Below are 20,578 nucleotides of genomic sequence, written 5' to 3' on the forward strand. Positions count from 1 at the left end.
GTCCCACCGTGCGCGAGTTCACGACTCCGCTCTCCATCTCGATCCCCACCACCGGCAACCTCACCGACGACGTCGTCGCCAACGCCCGTGACGCCGGGGACACCGCGGTCTTCAGCCGCAACACCGGGGCCGGCTGGGTCGACGTGACCGCGACCGAGTTCCACGACGAGGTGCGGGCCGTCGCCAAGGGACTCGTCGCGGCCGGCGTCGAGGTCGGCGACCGCGTCGCGCTGCTCTCCAAGACCCGCTACGAGTGGACCCTGTTCGACTACGCCATCTGGTTCGCCGGCGCCGTCACCGTGCCGATCTACGAGACCTCCTCCGCCGAGCAGGTCGGCTGGATCCTCCAGGACTCGGGCGCCCGCGCCATCGTCGCCGAGGGTCCCGACCACCTGGCCCGGGTCCGCGAGGCCCGCGAGTCCGGCGACCTGACCGAGCTCCAGCACGTCTGGTCGATCACCGACAACGCCGTCGACGTCCTGCAGCGACTCGGCTCCGACATCTCCGACGAGGTGCTCGAGCAGCGGCGCACGGCCGCGACGCCGCTCGACCTCGCCACCCTGATCTACACCAGCGGCACGACCGGCAAGCCCAAGGGCTGCATGCTCACCCACGGCAACTTCATGTTCGAGCTCGGCGTGGCCGTCGACGAGCTCGGCGACCTCTTCGAGACCGACGACGCCTCCACGCTCCTCTTCCTGCCGCTGGCGCACGTCTTCGCCCGGATCATCCAGGTCGGCTGCGTGAAGAGCCGCGCGAAGATGGGCCACAGCGCCGACATCAAGAACCTGGTCGCCGACCTCGGCGAGTTCAAGCCGACCTTCATCCTCGCGGTGCCGCGCGTGTTCGAGAAGGTCTTCAACACCGCCTCGCAGCGCGCGACCGCCGACGGCCGTGGCGCGATCTTCGACCGTGCCGCCGACACCGCCATCGCCTGGTCGCGCGCCCGCGACGCGAAGAAGGTGCCCGTCCGCCTGCGTGCCCAGCACGCGGTCTTCGACAAGCTCGTCTACGGCAAGCTCCGGCAGGCGCTGGGCGGCCACTGCACGTACGCCGTCTCCGGCGGCGCCCCCCTCGGCGACCGCCTCGGCCACTTCTACCGCGGCATCGGCCTCACGGTGCTCGAGGGCTACGGCCTCACCGAGACCACGGCGGCGCTGAGCGCCAACCTGCCCGACGCCACGAAGATCGGCACCGTCGGCCGCCCCCTGCCCGGGACGGGCGTCCGCGTCGGCGACGACGGGGAGCTGCTCTTCCGGGGCGGGCAGGTGTTCGCCGGCTACTGGGGCAACGAGGAGGCCACCCGCGAGGCGCTCGACGCCGACGGCTGGTTCCACACCGGCGACGTCGGCGAGGTCGACGACGAGGGCTTCGTGCGGATCACCGGGCGCAAGAAGGAGATCCTGGTGACGGCGGGCGGCAAGAACGTCGCCCCGGCCGTGCTCGAGGACCGGCTGCGCGCCCACGCACTGGTCGACCAGTGCCTCGTCGTCGGCGACGGGCAGCCGTTCATCGGCGCCCTGGTCACGATCGACCGCGAGACCTTCCCCGGCTGGGCCGAGCAGCACGGCAAGACCGGCGGGGTCGCCGACCTGGTCGACGACCCCGACCTCGTCGCGGCCGTCCAGGCCGCGGTGGACGAGGCCAACAAGGCCGTGTCGAAGGCCGAGTCGATCCGCAAGTTCACGATCCTCCCGGACGAGTGGACCGAGGAGGGTGGGCAGCTCACGCCGAGCATGAAGCTCAAGCGCAACGTCGTGGTGCGTGAGGCACGGACCGAGATCGAGGCCCTCTACCTGGGGTGAGGACAGCGGCCGCGGCACGCGGTCGAGCGTCGCGGGCTAGGCGATGACTAGGCGCGAACTAGTCACTTCGGGCTATCCCGATGCTGCCTTCGGGTGGTTTGTCAGGCTTAGCCTCCGTCAGGGGTGGGGCGCACCTATCGTCGTGTGGCACGAGGGGACGTCGGGGCCGCTCGTGGACTTGCGACGGTGGCACAGGCGCCTTCAGCGAATCGGATGTCCTTCCCGGCACGTTGCTCTTCGATCCACACCCCCGTGGACCTGACACCGAAGGAATGCCTCATGGCACGTCGTTCCGTACTCCTGGCCGTGGCCATCGTCACGGCCCTGATCGGCACCCTGCTGATCGTCATGTACGTCCAGGGCATCGACAGCCGGGCCACGCAGGGCCAGGAGCTCGTCGAGGTGCTGGTGGCCAAGGACATCGTCAACGCCGGCGAGCCGGTGGCCGACGCCGAGGCGGCCGGCAAGTTCGAGAAGAAGCAGGTGCGACGCGAGGACATGGTCCCCGGAGCGCTGTCCTCCTCCACGAGCGTCACCGGCCTGGTCGCGACCGGCAACATCTACCCGGGCGAGCAGCTCATCGCCGACAGCTTCGGCACCGCGGGCGACACCGAGAGCCTGGTGATCCCCGACAACAAGCTCGCCATCTCGGTCGAGCTCACCGACACCGAGCGCGTCGCCGGCTTCGTCAACCCGGGCTCCGAGGTCGCGATCTTCGTGACGGTCTCCTCGCCCTCCCAGTACACCCGGGTCCTGCTGACCCGCGTCACGGTCATCGGCGTCGGCACCACCACCACGACCTCGCGGACGATCACCGACGAGTCGGGCTCGGCGACGACCGAGGAGATCCCGAAGACGGTCCTCACCCTGGCCCTGACCCAGAAGGAGTCGGAGAAGCTGATCTGGGGCGACCGGTTCGGCGACCTCAACTTCGCGCTGCTCAGCGACAAGACCAGGGTCGTCGACGAGAAGGGCACCGACGTCACGATGGCAGTCCCCGGCGCCCCGGCTCCTGCGGCAGGCTGAGCGCCATGACCTCCATCCTCGAGACGGACGCTGCCCAGCGTTCGATCCTCCAGGCGATGCTCCACGGCTCGACCGCCGTCGGCACCCTGGACGACCTGTACTCGCACATCCAGGACGCACCGGACGAGTTCGCCGTCGTCGTCGGCCCCGGCATCACGACCGAGGACGCGACCGGGTTCGCGCAGTGGGCCCGGGTCAACCGTCCGGACCTCGGCGTGATCCTGCTCCGCGACACCGTCGACGCCGGCGCGCTCTCGCTCGCCCTGCGCAGCGGGATGCGGGAGGTCGTGCAGAGCAAGGACCTGGCCGGCATCACCACCGCCGTCCAGCGCGCCCGCTCGGTCGCGAGCGCCATCGGCCAGACCATGATGGGCGAGGCCCAGGCGGCCGCCGAGCAGGCCAAGGCGACCATGATCGCCCAGGCCGAGGCCGAGCGCGCCGCTGCCGAGGCGCCGCAGGGCAAGGTCTTCACCGTCTTCTCCACCAAGGGCGGGGTCGGCAAGAGCCTCGTCGCGGTCAACACCGCCGTGGCGCTGGCTGACCAGGGCCACCGCGTGTGCCTGGTCGACCTCGACGTCAACAGCGGCGACGTCGCGCTGATGCTGCAGCTGACCCCCAACCGCAACGTCAACGACCTCGTGGGCTTCCGCGGCGGCATCGACGAGGGTGCGATCGAGTCCCTGCTCACGCCGCACTCCGAGCGACTCTCGGTCGTGGCGGCGCCGGTGCACCTCGACTCGCCCGACCAGGCCTCCGGCGAGGAGATCGGCCAGCTGCTCGACGGGCTCCGCGCCATGTTCGAGTTCGTCGTCGTCGACACCTCGGGCGTCTTCGACGACCAGGCGCTGGCGGCGCTCGACCGCTCCGACAGCATCATCCTGGTCGGCACCCTCGACATCCCGGCGCTCAAGGGCGTCAAGCTCGCCACGAGCACGCTCGACCTCCTGAACTTCAGCCGCGACCTGTGGACCTTCGTCCTCAACCGCGCCGACGCCAAGGTCGGGCTGACGCCGGCCGAGTTCGAGTCCACCCTCGGGCTCAAGGCCGACGCCACCCTGGTCTCGAGCCGCGAGGTGCTGGCCGCCGTCAACCGCGGCGAGCCCCTCGTCAACGCCTACCCCGGCAACGCCAACAGCAAGGCCCTCGTGGCCTTCGCCACCAGCCTGGCCGCGACGCACGCCGTGTCGCCGACCGGCACCAAGCCCGGGCGCAAGCCCAGTCGTCTCCGCTTGAGGAAGAGCTGACATGAGTCTCACCGACCGCCTCGCCGCCGCCTCCCGCACCCGCTCCGACGCGCCCTCGAGCGCGCCCAGCGACACCGCGAGCGCCCCCGCTCCCGGCAACACGCCCGCGAAGACCACGGAGCCGACCGAGGCCAACAAGCGCCGCGCCGCGGCCCGGACGGCGTCGGACCCCTACAAGGACCTGAAGCGGGTCGTCCACGCACGCCTGGTCAGCACCCTCGGCCCGACGCTGTACGACGCCCACATGACGCAGTCGGACCTCGAGCAGCAGGTGCGGCTGGCGCTGCAGACGACGCTGGCCGAGGTGGACATGCCGATGTCGTCGGCGGACAAGTCGCGCATTTCGCAGGAGATCGCCGACGACATCCTCGGCTACGGGCCGCTCGAGCCGCTGCTCCGCGACTCCGACCTCTCCGAGGTCATGGTCAACACCTTCGAGGACATCTACGTCGAGCGCAGCGGCAAGCTGGTCAAGGTCGACGCCGCCTTCGCCGACGAGGCGCACCTGCGCCGCACGATCGACAAGATCGTCAGCAAGATCGGCCGTCGTGTCGACGAGACCAGCCCGATGGTGGACGCCCGCCTCCCCGACGGCAGCCGTGTCAACGCGATCATCCCGCCGCTGGCGCTCGACGGGTCCAAGCTCACCATCCGCAAGTTCTCCGAGGACCCCTACACCGTCGAGGACCTGATCGCCTTCGGCACGCTCAGCCGTGCCTCGGCCGACCTGCTCGAGGCCTGCGTCCGCGGCCGCCTCAACGTCCTGGTCTCCGGTGGTACCGGTGCCGGCAAGACGACCACCCTCAACGTGCTGTCGTCCTTCATCCCGACCGACGAGCGCATCGTGACGATCGAGGACGCCGCCGAGCTCCGGCTCGTGCAGGACCACGTGCTGCGCCTGGAGTCGCGCCCGCCGAACATCGAGGGCAAGGGCGCGGTGACCATCCGCGACCTGGTGAAGAACTCCCTCCGCATGCGGCCCGACCGCGTCGTCGTCGGTGAGATCCGTGACGCCGCGGCCCTCGACATGCTGCAGGCGATGAACACCGGTCACGACGGCTCGATCTCCACCCTGCACGCGAACACGCCGCGTGACGCGCTCTCCCGCCTCGAGACGATGGTCCTGATGGCCGGCATGGACCTGCCGGTGCGGGCCATCCGCGAGCAGGTCGCCAGCGCGGTCGACCTGATCATCCAGCAGACGCGCCTCAAGGACGGCACGCGCCGCATCACCGCGATCACCGAGATCGTCGGCATGGAGGGCGAGATCATCACCACCCAGGACGTGTTCCTCTTCGACTACGCCGCCGGCGTCGACGAGCAGGGCAAGTTCAAGGGCGACCTCGTCTCGACCGGCCTGCGGCCGCGGTTCCTGGAGCGCCTCGCGGACCACGGCGTGCACCTCAACCCGGCTGTCTTCACCGTCGGCGCGACCCGATGAACGCACTCGCCCGACGCCTCGCCGGCGCCGCCGCGGGTGCCGTGCTGCTCGCGATGTCGGCCGCACCCGCCTGGGCAGCGGACGAGATCACCATCGACCACGTCGAGACCGACGGCGGCTCGGTCAACCTGCTCGTGTCGACCGACGGGCTGCCCGAGGGCACCGTCGTCGACCCCTCGCAGGTCTACGTCGAGCTCAACGGCAGCACGGTCGAGGCGACCGCGAAGCTCGTCGACGACGGCGACATCGAGCGGTCGACGGTCATCGTCCTCGACGCGAGCAACAGCATGAAGGGCCAGGGCAAGTTCGCCGCGGCCACCACCGCCATCACCGCCTTCCTCGACTCCGCTCCCGACGACGTCGCGATCGGCCTGGTCGCCTTCGCCGGAGAGGTCACCACCACCCTCTCCCCCACGATCGACCACGCCGCCGTGCGCGACGCCCTGGCCGACGTCACGCTCGGCAAGGGCACCAACGTCTACGACGCCATCGTCGAGGGCGTGAAGCTGCTCGACCAGCCGGGTGCCCGCAACCTGCTCGTCCTCTCGGACGGCGCGGACACCGGCAGCGACATGACCCTCGACGTCGCCACGATCGCCGCCCAGGAGGCCGACGTCGTCGTCGACGTGGTCTCGCTCGTCCAGGGCGCGAAGAGCGACGAGCTGTCCACGGTCGCCACGGAGACCAACGGCTCGATCATCCCCGCCGACCCCACGGCGCTGACCTCGGTCTTCAACGAGCGTGCCGACGCGCTCGCCCAGCAGCTCCTGGTGAGCTTCGAGGCGCCGGCCGGCAGCGGCGCGGACGCCAACCTCGACGTCGTCATCAAGGCCGACGGCACCGACTACCACGACACCGCGTTCGCCACCCTCGGCCCGGGCTTCGACGTCCCCGACGTGGTGAAGAGCGGCAAGTCGCTCATCGGCAACACCGGCATGCTCATCGGCGCAGGAGCGCTGGCGATCGGCCTCTTCGGCCTCCTCGCCACCGCGTTCATCAGTGCCGGTGACAACCGCTCGCAGTCCGTGCGCCAGCTCGAGGCGTACTTCAACGGTGCCGGCGGCGCGCAGGACGGCAAGAAGAAGCGCAAGGCGACCAACACGGCGGACCTCAAGGGCTCCGCGGTGTCGGTCGCGAACAAGTTCGTCAGCGCCGACCTCGAGACCCGGATCTCCCAGCGCCTCTCCGGCGCCGGGTCGCCCCTGACCGCCTCCGAGTGGGTACTGGTGCACGTGGGCGTCGTCTTCGCGAGCGGTGTGGTCGGCATCCTCATGGGAGGCATCGCCCTCAGCTTCTTCTTCGTGATCCTCGGCGCGATCGTGCCGTGGTTCTATCTCAAGTTCCGCCACGGTCGACGGCTCAGCAAGTTCAACGGCCAGCTGGCCCAGACCCTCGGCCTGATGGCCGGCGGTCTCCAGGCCGGGCTCTCGCTCCCCCAGGCGGTCGACACCGTCGTCCGGGAGGGCCACGAGCCGATGGCCGGCGAGCTGCGCCGCGCCCTGGTCGAGCAGCGCCTCGGCGTCGACATCACCGAGGCCCTCGACGGAGTGGCCGAGCGGATGGAGAGCGACGACTTCTCGTGGGTCGTCATGGCGGTCCGCATCCAGCGCGAGGTCGGCGGCAACCTCGCCGAGATCCTCCACACCGTCGCCGACACCCTGCGCGAGCGCGAGTACCTGCGCCGCCAGGTGAAGGCGCTGAGTGCGGAAGGTCGGCTCTCGGGTTACATTCTGACCGGACTGCCGCCGCTGATCTTCTTCTACATGACCTTCGCGAACCCGGAGTACGTCGCCCTGCTCTACACGACCGTGCCCGGATACATCATCCTCGCGCTGGCCCTCTTCCTCCTGGGACTCGGGTCGTTCGCGATGGCCAAGCTCGCCACGGTGGAGGTCTGACATGGTGCTCTGGATCGGAGCCGGGCTGATCTTCCTGGCGATCGTCACGGTGCTGTCCGTCTTCGGCGTGGTCAGCAAGGAGCGACGCGGCGTGGCCCGCTCGGTCGCGGCCATCCAGGCGATGGGCCAGTCGTCCCCCGACATGCTCAAGAGCGAGCTCGAGCGGCCCTTCGCCGAGCGGGTCCTCGGTCCGCTCGGTGACCAGCTCGTCGGCACCGGCCGCAAGCTGGTGCGCGCCGACACCGCCCACAAGCTCGAGTTCCGGCTCAACGTCGCCGGCAACCCGCCCGGCTGGGACGCCAACCGCCTCATCGGCCTCAAGGTGCTCGGCCTCGCAGGCTTCGGCGGCATCGCCTTCCTCTACCTCGCCGGCAGCGAGTGGCCCTTCGTCCGGGTCGTGATCGTCACTGGTCTCGCAGCGGCGTTCGGCTACCTGATGCCCAACATCCTGCTCTACAACGCCGGTCAGAAGCGCGAGAAGCTGATGCGCAACGCGCTGCCGGACGCGCTCGACCTGCTCACGGTGTCCGTCGAGGCCGGTCTCGGCTTCGACGCCGCCGTCGACCGGGTGGCGCGCAACACCGACGGCCCCCTGGCCGCGGAGTTCTCCCGCCTGCTCCAGGAGATGAACATCGGCGTCGGTCGCACCGACGCGATGCGTGCGATGGCCGAGCGCACCTCGCTCGACGACCTCAAGTCGTTCTGCCTCGCCATGGTGCAGGCCGACAGCCTCGGCATCCCGATCGGCCGCGTGCTGCGCATCCAGAGCTCCGAGATGCGCACCAAGCGTCGCCAGCGCGCCGAGGAGAAGGCCCAGCAGGTGCCGGTCCGGATGATGATCCCGCTGATCCTCTTCATCCTCCCGTGCCTGTTCCTCGTCATCATGGGCCCGGCGGCCATCCAGATCGCCGACACGTTCTCGAACCAGTGAACCGATGCTGCTGACCGACCGGGGGGACAGGGCGAGGCCGTCGGGAGGCGTGCTCTACACGTGGCGGGTCACCACCGCCATCCGCGTGTTCGCGCTCGCGCTCGCCGTCGGCATCGTCTTCTCCGAGGGGCACGCCGGCGTCACGTGGCCGCTCCTGGCGGCGCTCGCGGTGATCGCCGGCGCGGGAGCCGTCCTCGACTGGACCCCCGAGCCCCACCGGACGTCGTGGACGGCCGCGGCCGAGATGCTGCTGGCCGCCCTCGTGCTCGGCAGCGCCGACGCCTCACCCGGCCTGTACGCCTACCTGGCCGCGCCGCCGGTGCTGACCGGCGTACGGCACGGGGTGGTCACCACGATCAACGTGACCGCCGTCGGGGCGCTGGGCGTGCTGGCCGCCGTCGCCGGTGCCGCCGGCGACGACCCGCGGCCGGCCCTGGCCGCGGCCGGGCCGTGGCTGCTCAGCGGCCTCGGAGCCGGCCTGCTGACCAGCTGGCAGTCCCGCTCCCTGCGTGACCAGGACGCGCGGCGCGCGCCGTACGAGGCTGCCCACCAGCTCATGGCGCAGCTGCACGGGCTCGCCCGCCGGCGCGAGGTCGGCCTCGACACCGCCCAGGTCGCCGAGGACCTCGGTGCCGACCTCCGTCGCAAGACCGGCGCCCTCGCCTCGGCCGTCTACTCCGGCCCCACCGTCGACGACGCGGTGCTGCTGTCCGGCTACGGCGACGTGGCGGCGCTGGAGGAGCAGATCCTCCTGCCCGCCGCCGGCCGCGCTCCCGACACCCGCGTGCTGCCCATCCAGGGCACCGGCGGGGTCCTCGGCCACCTCGTCCTCGGCGGGGTCCTGCGCTGGAACGACGAGATCGCCGAGACCGCCGCCGCGGTCACCGACGACTTCGCGCTCCGGATGGACACCGCGGTGCTCTTCGACGAGCTGCGCCAGATGGCCACCTCGGAGGAGCGCAACCGGCTGGCGCGCGAGATGCACGACGGCGTCGCCCAGGAGATCGTGGCCCTCGGCTACGTCGTCGACGAGATCGAGTCGGTGTCCGACGACCCGCGCGCCCGCGAGCTCGCGGCGTCGTTGCGCGACGAGATCACGCGCGTGGTCGGCGAGCTGCGCTACTCGATCTACGACCTGCGGCACCAGGTGAGCGACCACCGGCTCTCCGGGGCGCTGGCCGAGTACGTCCGCGACCTGAGCAACGGCACCGACCTGCGCGTCCACCTGACGTTCGAGGAGTCCGGCCCCGCGCTGTCGGGGCGGACCGAGGCCGAGCTGCTGCGCGTCGCCCAGGAGGCGATCAGCAACGTGCGGCGCCACTCGCGGGCGAAGAACCTGTGGGTCGGTTTCCTCACCGACGGACACACCATCGACCTCCGGATCGAGGACGACGGGATCGGCCACGCCGGACCGAAGGACCGCCACTGGGGCCTGACCACCATGGCCGAGCGGGCGACCGGGATCGGCGCCACCCTCCAGGTCGGCGACCGGCCCGGCGGCGGCACCCGCGTCCACCTGCACTCCGACCACCCCACCCGCGCCCGAGAGGGGAGCGTTCACCCATGAGCACCACCGTCATGCTGGTCGACGACCACGAGCTGATCCGGCAGGGTCTGGCCCGCGCCTTCGAGCGGGACGACGACATGCACGTCGTCGGCCAGGCCGGGAGCGTCAACGAGGGCCTGCGGGTCTTCCAGGACCTCAAGCCGGAAGTGGTCGTCACCGACCTGCAGCTGCCCGACGGGCACGGCCTCGAGATCGTGCGGGCCATCCGCGAGAGCAACGACTCCGTCGGCCTGGTCGTGCTCACCATGCACGCCGGCGACGAGCAGATCTTCGCCGCCATGGAGGCCGGCGCGTCGGCGTTCGTGGGCAAGGACAGCAAGTCGTCCGAGGTCGTGAGCGCCGCCAAGCACGCCGCCGTGGCACCTCGCACCTTCCTGTGCGCGGGGCTCAGCGCCGCGATGATGCGCCGCGCCACGGCACCCGCGGCACCACGGCTGTCGGCGCGCGAGGAGGAGGTGCTCGTGCTGCTCGCCGAGGGCCTGGGCACCAGCGACATCGCCGGCCGGCTCTACCTCAGCGAGTCGACCGCCAAGACGCACATCACGCACATCTACCAGAAGCTGGGCGCCGCGAACCGTGCGCAGGCGCTGGTCACGGCCATGCGGATGGGCCTGCTCGACGGCTGATCGGAGGGCCTGTCGCGACCCCGTTCGGGGCGCCTGTGGCCCCCTCGTCGGACCGGTCGGCGAAGGCGGATCATGCGGGTCGCTGGGCGGGTGGTCGGAAGATAGTCACATCGGACTACCCACTCAGAGCCGAACACCTGATCCGCCCGGAGCGCGGAACGAGCAGAGTATTCCTCGACGGGTCCTCGTGGGCTCGGGACCTGCACCGCGACTTACACACACAAGGGGAACACAATGATCGAGAAGCTCCAGTTCATGACCATCATGCTCGTCAACGAGATGAAGGCCAAGCGCGACGAGCGCGGCGCCACCGCCGTCGAGTACGGCCTCATGGTCGCCCTCATCGCCATCGTCATCATCGGCGCCGTCACCCTCCTCGGTGGCAACCTCGGCTCGCTCTTCAGCTCGATCTCCACCAAGGTCTGATCCAGACCGCCGCGATCCCAGGGGCCGGCGTCGTGGTCTCCACGACGCCGGCTCTTCGCATTCACGGACATCTCCTGGGGAAGGACCCACTGATGCTGCTCCTCTACAAGCTCCTCGCTCCCCGCGAGGACCGCGACGAGCGCGGTGCGACCGCCGTCGAGTACGGCCTGATGGTCGCGATGATCGCCATCGTGATCGTCGGGGGCGTCTCGTTCTTCGGCAAGTCCATCGTCAACCTGTACTCGATCCCGTCGGGCGTCTTCAAGCCCTGACCGGCTCGGCACCGCCGCACTCGACACGAGTGCCACGACCAGCACGAACGAGGGGAACCCCATGCTCGGGAAGCTTCAGCTCATGACCATCATGCTGGTCAACGACATGAGGGCCAGACGCGACGAGCGCGGCGCCACCGCCGTCGAGTACGGCCTGATGGTCGCGCTCATCGCCATCGTCATCATCGGCGCGGTCACCCTCCTCGGTGGCAACCTGAAGAGCCTCTTCAGCTCGGCCTCCACCAAGGTGTGAGACCCCGGGCGACCGCACCAGGTGCGGGTCGCCCGGGCTCCGCCCACCGGGCCCGCCGCTCCCCGGAGCAGGCGCCTCAGCCCGCCAGGCCCCGGAGCCGGTCCCGCCACAGCGCGGTCAGCTCGCCGGTGGGCAGCCCGGCTCGTGCGAGCACCCGCTCCAGCGGCTGGCCCTCGGCAGCCTCGCCGTAGACGCTGACGAGGCCCTGCTCCCCGAGCCGGTCGGCCACGACCCGGCACGCGAGCCAGGCCTCCTCGTAGCTCGCCTGCAGCCCTGCCGCCCGCGTGTCGAAGTCCGCGGAGCGCGGCAGGCCTCGCGGCACCCCGTCGCGGCGCACGGCAGCGATCGCCCGCCCCAGCGTCGTCCGGTCGGGCAGGCCGGTGTCGCGCAGCGCGACGTAGTCGGCGAAGCCCTCGAGCAGCCACGGCTCGAGCGGCGTGCGGGCCGCGTCGGTCGCGAGGTGGGTGAGCTCGTGGCTCATCACCACCTGCGCGCCCGCGCGCCGCAGGCCGTCGGTGACATCGGGGTTCACGAAGACGTGGACCGGCGCGTCGGGGCCCGTCCCCTGCCCGGCGGTCGCGGTGACACCGGCGATGGCGGCGTACGTCCCCGGGCTCGCGCCGAGCGCCTCGTCGAGGTCGGCTCCGCCGGCCGGCACCTCGACCACGACCGGTCCCCGCCACTCGGGCAGGACCCGTCGTACGACGTCGACCCCGCGCCGGGTGCGGGACAGGACGGCCCGCGCCTCCGCTCCCCCGCCGTCGACCATGACCAGCACGTCCGGCGCCCGGGCCACCGAGAGGCGGCCCCGCAACCACAGCGGCATCCGGGTGCCTGCTGCGGCAACCGTGCCGAAGGATGCGATGCCCAGCCCGTCGCCCACGGGCGCGAAGGTCGCCACCACGTCCGCCGACGACGGTGCCTCGTCGAGGCCGCCGAGCTGCCAGGTGAGCTCCACGACCCCCGACCAGCGTCCGTCTGCGGCCACGGTGCCGACCTGGTCGACGTAGCGGGCCGTGACGGCCTCGAGGTCGAGCGCCTCGGCGTTCGACGCGATCCCGGCGAGGTCGGCCGTGGCCGACGCGTCGTCCGGGGGTGCCAGCGCGGTCAGCGCGGCGCCGTCGCGCTCCTCGACGGCGGTGACGAACGACGCGAGCGCGGTGGCGGCTGCCGCGGGACTCGCCCGGGGTGCGTCCACGGGGCCGGTGTCGGCCTCGTGGCGTCCTCCCCGTCCCAAGAGGGCGACGCCGAGCGCCACGACCAGGCACAGCGAAAGGCCGGCCGCCCACAGGAGTGGACGGCCGGCCTTCGAGGACTGCTGGTCATCAGCCAGGACGGACCGCGCCGACGTAGGGCATCGAGTAGAGGCCCGAGACGGTGACGCCGGTGCCGGGGTTGGCGGCGTGGACGATCATGCCGTTGCCGATGTACATGCCGACGTGGCTGATCGGGCTGTAGTAGAACACCAGGTCGCCCGGCTGCAGGTCGCTCGCGGCCACGTGCGGGCCGGAGCCGTACTGGGCGCTCGAGGAGTGCGGCAGGGACACGCCGGCCTGGGCCCAGGCGCGCATGGTCAGGCCGCTGCAGTCGAAGGCGTTCTCGCCGGCAGCGCCGTAGACGTAGGCGTCGCCAACCTGCGCCATGGCGTAGGCGATCGCAGCCGCCGCGCGGCCGGAGGCCGGGACGTCGCTGGGCATGCGGACGTTGCTGCCGCGGGAGGCCAGGACGCGCTCGCGCTCCTCGGCCTCGAGGTCGGCGAGCAGGTCCTTGGCCTCGGCGAGCTTGTCGTCGACCGTCTGCTTCTCGGTGCTCAGCTCGTCGGTGAGCTCGGCGATCTCCTTCTCGCGGGCGTCGGTGGCCTCGCGACGGATCTCGAGCGCGTCGAGCTCGGTGTCGTAGCTGGTGAGGAGGGAGGACTGGAGGTCGTTGAAGGACGACATCGTCGACAGCGAGTCGAGGAAGGCCCCGGGGTCCTCCGAGACCACGATCTGGCCGACGGTCGAGATGCCCTCGCCCTCGAGCTGGCGCACGACGGCGTCGGAGACCTGGTCACGGACCGCGTCGAGGCGCTCGTCCTGACGGCTCTGGTCGGCCTCGAGGCCGGACAGGTCGCTGCGGAGGTCGGCGAGGTCGAGCTTCGCGTCGTGCAACCGCTCCTGCGCGGCCTCGGCCTCGTGGTAGAGGGTGTCGACGCGGACCTTGACGTCCTTGATGCTGGGGTCGGCCTGCGCAGGAGTCGCGGGCACGAAGGCGATGGCAGCGATGGCGGTGAGACCGAGCACGGTCGCACCAGCTCGCTTGCGGGTGTGAGCCACGGAGCGGGGGTTCTCCCTCAGGTGTCGTACGCCTACCAGGTGAGCTGACGGGTTCGGCACGACGTGTCCTACCCCTGCTCCACGCACCGCTCGCGCGATGCGCCTCGCAGGGGATTCACCCCAGGGGGAAGTGTGGTTCCCCGGCTCGTGGACCACAGTGGTGCGGGGGTTGTGGGCCACGACTCGGCGCGACCTCCGCGCGGGCCGGGTGACCCACTTCCACGGAAGCCAGCCCACAGACTAGACGGCCCGTCGAAGCCCCGCCAATCTTCGCGACAACTCGTGGGACTTTGTTATCGGCAAGATCTCGGCAAGACGTCCGTCCGCGGTCACGCCGACTCGATCACCGGGCCCGCGACGGGCTCGACCAGCCTCAGCGGCGGGACCAGCCCTCCCGAGGCCAGCGCGTCGAGCGCCGCCATCTCGTCGTCGTCGATCATGAGCTCCGGTGGCGGTCCGAGGAGCACCGTCACCACGCAGTCGTGGCAGTGCAGGCCGCGCACCACGCAGGTGTCGCAGTCGATCCGTGTCGTCATGTCCCGAACGGTGACAGGACCCACCGACAACGGCCCCGGACCCGGGGTGCGCGGCCCCTCAGCCGCGGACGTAGCAGAGCCACGGAGCGCCGCAGTCGCGCGCGGTGAACGCCGTGTCGTCGGCGACGACCGACTCCTGCGCCGAGCCCTCCATCACCACGACGACGTCCGACGCCTCGACGGCCGCCTGCGCGCCCGCGCGGCCGTAGTAGAAGTCGAGGAGGCTGGTCTGGTCGGCCTGGGAGAAGGCGTCCAGCGGGTTGCCGGCCCACAGCCGCACCCCGCCGACGGCGAGCGACTCCGACAGCGGCGCGGGCGCGAGGACCACGCCGCCCGGCGTGGAGTCGGCGACGCGGGCGACGGCGGCCACTGTGCCCGGCCGCGCACCGAGGACGTCGTCGCCGCGGGCCACCGTGATCGGCACCGCGACGACGAGGGCCAGTCCGGCCACCACCCCCGCCACCCCGGCAGCTCGCGCGGGCGCCGGAGCGGTTCCGGGTGCCGGCTGCGCGGTCGCGACCACCATGAGCAGGAAGGCCAGCCACACCCCGTGGCGGCTCGCGCTCGCGGTCGACGCGCACAGCCCGGCCACGGCGACGTACTCCCACAGGGGCCGGCGGCGTCGCAGGAAGGCGACCAGCAGCACCGCGATGCCCGCCAGCATCACCACGTCGAGCGGGTCGGCGAGGGTCGGGCGGGCCCACAGTCCCTCGGACCGCTCGGCGGCGGCGTTGTCGAAGACGGCCAGGTAGTAGGACGGCGTGCGCCACAGCTGCGGGTTGGCGCACAGCGCGAGCAGGCTCGCCGTGCCCACCAGCACGGTCTCGACGGGCCGCACGCGCAGCCGGCCGGCCACGAGGTACGCGCCGAGCACGCACGTGCCGAGCAACGCTCCCCCGTGCAGGTTGCCCCAGACGGCCACCAGGGGGACGGCCCACCAGATGCCGCGGTCGGGCGAGCGGTGCTGCCGCACGACGAGCGCGAGCAGGAGGGCGAAGGGGACGAGCGAGTACGTCTGCGCGCGGAGGAGGACCAGCGAGGCGAGGTCGGCGACGACCACCACGACCAGGGCACCGGCCGCGGCGACGTCCGAGGCGCCGCGCGACCGGGCGGTCGCCGCGAGCAGGACCAGCGAGACCGCCACCGCTGCGAGGTGGGCGATGACCGGCACGCGTGGTCCCACTGCGTGCAGCAGGGAGGCCAGGACCTCCGAGAGCACCGGGAGGTTGTGCCAGCCGGAGGTGTCGGCAGCGGCGAAGGGGACGAAGTCCGGGACGGAGCCGGTGGCCCGCACGTGGTCCCCCATCGCGACCAGCCAGTCCCAGTCGCCGCCCACGCGGACCGCGAGACCGAGGAGCGCGAGCATCACGACGAGGGCGAGGCCGGTCCAGCGCCACTCGAGCAGGGCGACGCGCGAGGGAAGCCTCATCCGACGAGGCCGATGAGGGCGGCCGACGGGACCACCCGGGCACCGTCGCGGACCAGGTCCCTGGCCAGTGCCTGGTCGTCGGTCACGACCACGACGACGCGGCCGCGGGGCTCCGCGGCGACCAGCTGGCGGATCACGTCGTCGGCGATCACCCCGGCGGGGCTGAACACGACGCGCACGCCGCGCGGCGCGGGCATGGCGGTGCGGGTGGTGGACTCGGCGGCGTCGAAGACCACCGTCGTCTCCGCCCCCGACCGGGCCACGAGCGGCCCGAGCGCCGCGACGAGTCGGCTGCGCTGGGCCTCGAGGGTGGCGCTGGGCCAGGCCGACTTGGTCACGTTGTAGCCGTCGACGACCAGCCGGGCCCGGGGCATCGCCAGCACCTGGTCGAGCAGCCCGGGGCTCGCAGGCGCGCTCGTGGACGGCGCGGCCTCGATGCCGGCGAGCTGGGCCTCCACCGCATCGGCCGGGCTGCCGTCGACCGCGGCCAGGCCGAGCTCTCGGCGCAGCCCGGTGGCGGACTCGACGACCGCGTCGAGCAGGAGCCGGGCCCGGATGGTGGCCGCGTCGCGCTCCGAGCGGGTGTCGCGGCGCTGCGCGGCCAGGCCGGACTCCGCCTCGTCGAGCTGGGCCCGGAGCCGTCGCACGTCGGCCTCCGCCGCCCTGGTCGTCGCCTCCGCGGCGGCCACCGCCTCGTCGCGCACGGCGTACGCCTCGTCGCGTGCCTCCTCCGCGGCGCGCAGGACCCCACGTGCCTCGCCGAGTCGCTGGCGCAGCACCTTGTGGTCCGCGCGGGCCCGGTCGAGCTCCTCGCGGTGCCCGGAGCGGAGCGCCGCGACGTCGGCCTGCAGGCTCGCGACCTGGGCCGTCAGCCGGGCGACCTCTGCCTGGTGCTGGTCGTCGCGCGCCGCGTCGCGGTCGAGGTCCTCCGCGACCCCGGCGACCGCGGCCTCCCAGCCGTCCTCGCGCGCGAGCCACGCCCGGGCTGCGCCCTCGAGCGGGTCGTCGCCCGCGGGCAGGGCCGAGACCTGCACGGCGGCGCGGTGGCGGAAGTCGTCGTCGGCCAGCGCCTCCCAGATCGCGCCACCCCCGAGGCGGGCGCGCCGGGCGGGCGCGAACGCCGCCACCTTGCGCAGGGCCGGCGGGACAGGGGTGACCGACGGCAGCACCGCCGACACGAGCGCGACCACCCGCAGGCGGAGTCGCTCGGGAAGGCCGTCCGGCTCGGTCACGGGTGGTCCGTCAGCCGGCTGCCGAGTCGGCTGCCGCGTCGGCCGCGGGGTCGGTGCCCGTGTCGGCGGCGGCGCGGTCGACGACCTCGATCGCGTCGGAGCGGCCGCACCAGCGGCACGACACGGCCTCCACGGACTCGCCGTGGACGGTCTCCTCCTCGACCCGGTGGTCGCCGGAGAGGTCGAAGTGCCAGTACTCCGTGGCGCGCCTGCTGCGGGTGACGTCGAACCGGGTCAGGTTGCCGCATCCCCCGCAGCGCCACCTCTCACCCTCGGCGGGCGTACGGAGGTCGGTGGGCTGGTCGGTCACGGGAGGCTCCCTCGGGGTGCGAGATCTGGGGGGGTGGAGTGGTCGTGTGCCGACCGGTGATCGGCGCGGCAAGCGTAGTCCGCGCGTCGCCGCGGCGATGTCGGAACCCACGTCTAGCGTCGCCGACATGAGCACCACCGCCCACCGCGCGACGCAGGACACCCCCCGCTGGGAGTCGCAGCGCAGCTTCGACGAGCTCGGGCGGCCCCTGCGCGACATCACCTTCTGCGTGGTCGACCTCGAGACCACCGGCGGCTCCGCGGAGGGCGGCTCGATGATCACCGAGATCGGCGCGGTCAAGGTGCGGGGCGGCGAGCGCCTCGGCGAGTTCCAGACCCTGGTCAACCCGCACAGCGAGATCCCGGCGTTCATCGCGGTGCTCACCGGCATCACCAACTCGATGGTGCGCGACGCACCCTCGATCGAGTCGGCGCTGCCGGCCTTCCTGGAGTTCGCCGCGGGCTGCGTGCTGGTCGCCCACAACGCGCCCTTCGACATCGGCTTCCTGCAGCACTTCGCACGCCAGCAGGGCCGGCCGTGGCCCCGGCACGAGGTCCTCGACACGGCCAAGCTCGCCCGCCGGGTGATCACCCGCGACGACGCGCCCAACTGCAAGCTCTCCTCGCTCGCCCGCGTGTTCAACGCCTCCACGACGCCCAACCACCGCGCCCTCGACGACGCCCGGGCGACGGTCGACGTGCTCCACGGCCTGATGGAGCGCCTCGGGGGGCTCGGCGTCCACACGCTCGAGGAGCTCCAGACGTTCTCGTCGCGCGTGAGCACGGCCCAGCGCCGCAAGCGGCACCTGGCCGAGGGCCTCCCCCACGCGCCGGGGGTCTACCTCTTCCGCGACGACCGCTCGCGGGTGCTCTACGTCGGCACGTCCCGCGACCTCCGCACCCGCGTCCGCACCTACTTCACCGCCTCCGAGACCCGCACGCGGATGGGCGAGATGGTCGGCATCGCGACCTCGGTCACCGGCATCGAGTGCGCCACCCCGCTCGAGGCCGAGGTCCGCGAGCTGCGCCTCATCGCCGAGCACAAGCCGCGCTACAACCGGCGCTCGCGCTTCCCGGAGAAGGTGCACTTCGTCAAGCTGACCCGCGAGGCCTGGCCGCGGCTCTCGCTCGTGCGCAAGGTCCTCGACGACGACGCCGACTACCTCGGTCCCTTCTCGTCGAGGAAGACGGCCGAGAAGTGCCTCGCCGCGCTCCACGACACCTTCCCCGTCCGCCAGTGCAGCGGTCGCCTGCCGCGGACTCCGTCGGGCTCGGCCTGCGTGCTGGCCGAGATGGGCAAGTGCCTCTCGCCCTGCGACGGCTCGGTCGACGAGCCGGCCTACGCCGCCGTCGTACGCCAGCTGCGCGACACGCTGCTGCGCAGCCCCGAGGAGGTCGTGGAGGTAATCAACCAGCGCATGACGGCCCTCGCGGACCGGGAGCGGTTCGAGGAGGCCGGCGTCCACCGCGACCGGCTGGCCACCTTCGTCCGGGCTGCGGCCCGCACGCAGCGCCTCTCCGCGCTGACGCGGTGCCCGGAGATCGTCGCCGCGCGGCGCGAGGACGACGGCCGGTGGTCGGTGCACGTGGTGCGCCACGGCCGGCTGGCGGCCGCCGGCCGCATCCCCGCGGGCGCCGACGCCCACCAGTACGTCCGCGAGCTGACCGCGAGCGCCGAGACCGTCAGCGACGCGCCCGGTCCGGTCCCGGCGGCGACGGCCGAGGAGTCGGAGAAGATCCTCCGGTGGCTGGAGTCGCCCGGCATCCGGCTGGTCGACGTCGACGGCGAGTGGGTCTGCCCGCTCGGCGGGGCGGCGCGGCACCTCGCGCTCTACGACGCCGTGAACCAGTCGCGGCTGTCGCTGGTGCCGTTCGACGAGCAGCGGCTGCCGCCCGGTCCGGCCCACCGCCCGGTGCGCTGAATCGGCTCCGCCCGACCGCTCCACACCCTAGGATCGCTGCGACCCGAGACCCCCGGGCCCGACCCGAGAGAGCGATCGTGATGCCGGCCCGCCTGATGGATCGCTGGTGGTTCATCGTCCCGCTGGCCGTCTTCGCCGTCAGCCGGCTCGTCTCCGGCGTCATGCTCGCCATCGGGGCCAGCCGGCAGATCGCCCTCGAGGCGACGCCCGTGGTGGACGCCGACTTCTACAAGGTGGCCGTGGCGACCCCGGCCTCGCCCGGATACCTCGGAGTCGTCTCCAACTGGGACGGCCAGTGGTTCCGGAGCATCGCCGAGCACGGCTACCCCGACTCGATCCCCCGGGTCGGCGGCGTGATCGTCCCCAACGAGTGGGCCTTCTCCGGCGGCTACCCGACCGTGGTCCGGACCGTGATGCGGCTCGGCCTGGACTTCCCGATGGCGGCGTCCGTGGTCAGCCTCTCCTGCTTCGCGGTCGCCCTGGTCGTGCTCTACGGCACCGTGCGCTCGCGCATGGACGACCACGCCGCCACCCGGATGGTGCTCGCGATCTCCTTCTTCCCTACCAGCCCGGTGTTCCAGGTCGCCTACACCGAGGCGATGACCCTGCTGCTGGTCGTGCTGGCGCTCCGGGCGCTCTCGGGGAGGCGCTACGCCGTCTTCCTGCTCGTCGCCGCCGTCCTGGCGGTGACCCGCCCCCTCATGCTGCCCGTGGCCGCGCTCTGCGGCGTCACGTGGCTGGTGAGGTGGTTCCGGCGGCACGAGGAGGACTTCCCACGGCGCGAGCGTCTCGCGCTGGCCGCCACGACGGTGGCGACGCTCGCCCTCGCCGGACTGTGGCCGCTCATCGCCGCGGTCGGCACCGGGGAGGCGGCCGCGTTCACGCAGTCGATCGCCAGCTGGCGCGGCAACACCGAGCTCGGCGGGCCGGGCGTGAACTGGCTGACCCTCTCGGTGGTCCGGCCGGTCACGATCGGCTTCCTCGTCGTGCCCCTGCTCGTGGTCGCGGTCTTCGCGGCCCGGCGCCGCGCGGTCGCGGCGCTGCCGTTCCCGCTCCGGTGGTGGGGCCCGATCTACCTCGTCTACATGCTGGCCGTCACCAAGCCCAACGCAGGCATCCTGCGCTACGTGCTCCTCTCGATCCTGCCCCTGGCCCCGCTCCTCGGCGAGAAGCCGCAGCAGGGCCGGGCCGCCACGGTGGCGCAGTGGGCCATGCTCGGCGTGCTCGTCGTCGTCGGGATCGTCGGTCAGTACTACTGGGTCACGCGGGTGTTCACGATCGACTCCGCCAACGAGCTGCAGCCCTGGCCCTAGGACGGCCTGGGACCACCCCGGACCACCTCCGAC

Annotated in this window: 19 protein-coding genes and 1 riboswitch; of the genes, 13 read left to right on the forward strand and 6 right to left on the reverse strand. The window is 72.2% G+C overall.

Annotated features, from left to right (window positions below):
* Positions 1–8 precede the first annotated feature (8 nt).
* From BLV76_RS20880 to BLV76_RS20930, 11 genes are all read left to right on the forward strand, one after another.
* On the forward strand, positions 9–1,805 hold the full coding sequence (locus BLV76_RS20880) for an AMP-dependent synthetase/ligase (RefSeq protein WP_090971789.1): 1,797 nt from the start codon (positions 9–11) through the stop codon (positions 1,803–1,805).
* 279 nt (positions 1,806–2,084) lie between these two features.
* Entirely contained in the window at positions 2,085–2,831 is a 747-nt protein-coding gene (cpaB, locus tag BLV76_RS20885) for a Flp pilus assembly protein CpaB (RefSeq protein ID WP_175539774.1), read from the forward strand.
* Between the two features lie 5 nt (positions 2,832–2,836).
* Entirely contained in the window at positions 2,837–4,075 is a 1,239-nt protein-coding gene (locus BLV76_RS20890; RefSeq protein ID WP_139306654.1) for a CpaE/TadZ family protein, read from the forward strand.
* Position 4,076: 1 nt separating this feature from the next.
* A complete protein-coding gene (locus BLV76_RS20895; RefSeq protein ID WP_090971793.1) occupies positions 4,077–5,516 on the forward strand; it encodes a TadA family conjugal transfer-associated ATPase in 1,440 nt (479 codons plus the stop codon).
* Positions 5,513–7,414, forward strand: coding sequence for a type II secretion system F family protein (locus tag BLV76_RS20900; protein ID WP_090971795.1), 1,902 nt, complete (start codon positions 5,513–5,515; stop codon positions 7,412–7,414). Before BLV76_RS20895 ends, BLV76_RS20900 begins: the two co-directional genes overlap by 4 nt.
* Before the next feature lies 1 nt (position 7,415).
* Positions 7,416–8,345 (forward strand): type II secretion system F family protein, encoded by a 930-nt coding sequence (locus BLV76_RS20905; protein WP_090971797.1) that lies wholly within the window; start codon positions 7,416–7,418, stop codon positions 8,343–8,345.
* A 4-nt stretch (positions 8,346–8,349) separates the two neighbouring features.
* A complete protein-coding gene (locus BLV76_RS20910; RefSeq protein WP_090971799.1) occupies positions 8,350–9,912 on the forward strand; it encodes a sensor histidine kinase in 1,563 nt (520 codons plus the stop codon).
* Positions 9,909–10,538: a response regulator transcription factor gene (locus BLV76_RS20915; protein ID WP_090971801.1), complete on the forward strand. Its 630-nt coding sequence runs from the start codon at positions 9,909–9,911 to the stop codon at positions 10,536–10,538. The genes BLV76_RS20910 and BLV76_RS20915 overlap by 4 nt, the downstream gene beginning before the upstream one ends.
* A gap of 234 nt (positions 10,539–10,772) precedes the next feature.
* Positions 10,773–10,964 carry a Flp family type IVb pilin gene (locus BLV76_RS20920; RefSeq protein WP_217630414.1) on the forward strand — a complete coding sequence of 64 codons (192 nt, stop codon included), beginning with the start codon at positions 10,773–10,775 and terminating at the stop codon, positions 10,962–10,964.
* Positions 10,965–11,056: 92 nt separating this feature from the next.
* The gene (locus BLV76_RS20925; protein WP_090971803.1) at positions 11,057–11,236 is read left to right on the forward strand and encodes a Flp family type IVb pilin; all 180 of its coding nucleotides are present in this window, start codon (positions 11,057–11,059) and stop codon (positions 11,234–11,236) included.
* A 61-nt stretch (positions 11,237–11,297) separates the two neighbouring features.
* Positions 11,298–11,489, forward strand: coding sequence for a Flp family type IVb pilin (locus tag BLV76_RS20930; RefSeq protein WP_217630415.1), 192 nt, complete (start codon positions 11,298–11,300; stop codon positions 11,487–11,489).
* Between the two features lie 76 nt (positions 11,490–11,565).
* Here BLV76_RS20930 and BLV76_RS20935 read toward each other — a convergent pair whose 3' ends face one another.
* From BLV76_RS20935 to BLV76_RS20960, 6 genes are all read right to left on the reverse strand, one after another.
* Complete coding sequence (locus tag BLV76_RS20935) at positions 11,566–12,687, reverse strand: hypothetical protein (RefSeq protein WP_139306655.1); 1,122 nt, start codon at positions 12,685–12,687, stop codon at positions 11,566–11,568.
* Positions 12,688–12,814: 127 nt separating this feature from the next.
* Positions 12,815–13,804: a C40 family peptidase gene (locus BLV76_RS20940; protein WP_090971807.1), complete on the reverse strand. Its 990-nt coding sequence runs from the start codon at positions 13,802–13,804 to the stop codon at positions 12,815–12,817.
* A 14-nt stretch (positions 13,805–13,818) separates the two neighbouring features.
* Positions 13,819–13,977, reverse strand: a riboswitch (cyclic di-AMP (ydaO/yuaA leader).
* A gap of 156 nt (positions 13,978–14,133) precedes the next feature.
* Positions 14,134–14,340 carry a hypothetical protein gene (locus BLV76_RS20945; protein WP_090971809.1) on the reverse strand — a complete coding sequence of 69 codons (207 nt, stop codon included), beginning with the start codon at positions 14,338–14,340 and terminating at the stop codon, positions 14,134–14,136.
* Positions 14,341–14,398: 58 nt separating this feature from the next.
* Positions 14,399–15,769: a hypothetical protein gene (locus BLV76_RS20950; RefSeq protein ID WP_090971811.1), complete on the reverse strand. Its 1,371-nt coding sequence runs from the start codon at positions 15,767–15,769 to the stop codon at positions 14,399–14,401.
* Positions 15,766–17,001, reverse strand: coding sequence for an NYN domain-containing protein (locus BLV76_RS20955; protein WP_090971812.1), 1,236 nt, complete (start codon positions 16,999–17,001; stop codon positions 15,766–15,768). The genes BLV76_RS20950 and BLV76_RS20955 overlap by 4 nt, the downstream gene beginning before the upstream one ends.
* Positions 17,002–17,011: 10 nt before the next feature.
* Positions 17,012–17,311, reverse strand: a complete 300-nt coding sequence (locus BLV76_RS20960) for a hypothetical protein (protein WP_090971814.1) — start codon at positions 17,309–17,311, stop codon at positions 17,012–17,014.
* A 127-nt stretch (positions 17,312–17,438) separates the two neighbouring features.
* Here BLV76_RS20960 and BLV76_RS20965 point away from each other — a divergent pair, with 127 nt between their 5' ends.
* Positions 17,439–19,232, forward strand: a complete 1,794-nt coding sequence (locus BLV76_RS20965) for a DEDD exonuclease domain-containing protein (RefSeq protein WP_090971816.1) — start codon at positions 17,439–17,441, stop codon at positions 19,230–19,232.
* Between the two features lie 80 nt (positions 19,233–19,312).
* Positions 19,313–20,545 carry a hypothetical protein gene (locus BLV76_RS20970; RefSeq protein WP_090971818.1) on the forward strand — a complete coding sequence of 411 codons (1,233 nt, stop codon included), beginning with the start codon at positions 19,313–19,315 and terminating at the stop codon, positions 20,543–20,545.
* The last annotated feature ends 33 nt before the right edge of the window (positions 20,546–20,578 follow it).

It is taken from the genome of Nocardioides exalbidus (assembly GCF_900105585.1).
GTDB lineage: Bacteria > Actinomycetota > Actinomycetes > Propionibacteriales > Nocardioidaceae > Nocardioides > Nocardioides exalbidus.

Bases quoted from the DNA above. Each gene is read 5' to 3' on its own strand.
- BLV76_RS20895 (WP_090971793.1), top strand. From the start codon at position 4,077: ATGAGTCTCACCGACCGCCTCGCCGCCGCCTCCCGCACCCGCTCCGAC.
- cpaB (WP_175539774.1), top strand. From the start codon at position 2,085: ATGGCACGTCGTTCCGTACTCCTGGCCGTGGCCATCGTCACGGCCCTG.
- BLV76_RS20950 (WP_090971811.1), bottom strand. From the start codon at position 15,769: ATGAGGCTTCCCTCGCGCGTCGCCCTGCTCGAGTGGCGCTGGACCGGC.
- BLV76_RS20905 (WP_090971797.1), top strand. From the start codon at position 7,416: ATGGTGCTCTGGATCGGAGCCGGGCTGATCTTCCTGGCGATCGTCACG.
- BLV76_RS20970 (WP_090971818.1), top strand. From the start codon at position 19,313: ATGCCGGCCCGCCTGATGGATCGCTGGTGGTTCATCGTCCCGCTGGCC.
- BLV76_RS20910 (WP_090971799.1), top strand. From the start codon at position 8,350: ATGCTGCTGACCGACCGGGGGGACAGGGCGAGGCCGTCGGGAGGCGTG.
- BLV76_RS20915 (WP_090971801.1), top strand. From the start codon at position 9,909: ATGAGCACCACCGTCATGCTGGTCGACGACCACGAGCTGATCCGGCAG.
- BLV76_RS20920 (WP_217630414.1), top strand. From the start codon at position 10,773: ATGATCGAGAAGCTCCAGTTCATGACCATCATGCTCGTCAACGAGATG.
- BLV76_RS20965 (WP_090971816.1), top strand. From the start codon at position 17,439: ATGAGCACCACCGCCCACCGCGCGACGCAGGACACCCCCCGCTGGGAG.
- BLV76_RS20890 (WP_139306654.1), top strand. From the start codon at position 2,837: ATGACCTCCATCCTCGAGACGGACGCTGCCCAGCGTTCGATCCTCCAG.
- BLV76_RS20925 (WP_090971803.1), top strand. From the start codon at position 11,057: ATGCTGCTCCTCTACAAGCTCCTCGCTCCCCGCGAGGACCGCGACGAG.
- BLV76_RS20930 (WP_217630415.1), top strand. From the start codon at position 11,298: ATGCTCGGGAAGCTTCAGCTCATGACCATCATGCTGGTCAACGACATG.
- BLV76_RS20900 (WP_090971795.1), top strand. From the start codon at position 5,513: ATGAACGCACTCGCCCGACGCCTCGCCGGCGCCGCCGCGGGTGCCGTG.
- BLV76_RS20945 (WP_090971809.1), bottom strand. From the start codon at position 14,340: ATGACGACACGGATCGACTGCGACACCTGCGTGGTGCGCGGCCTGCAC.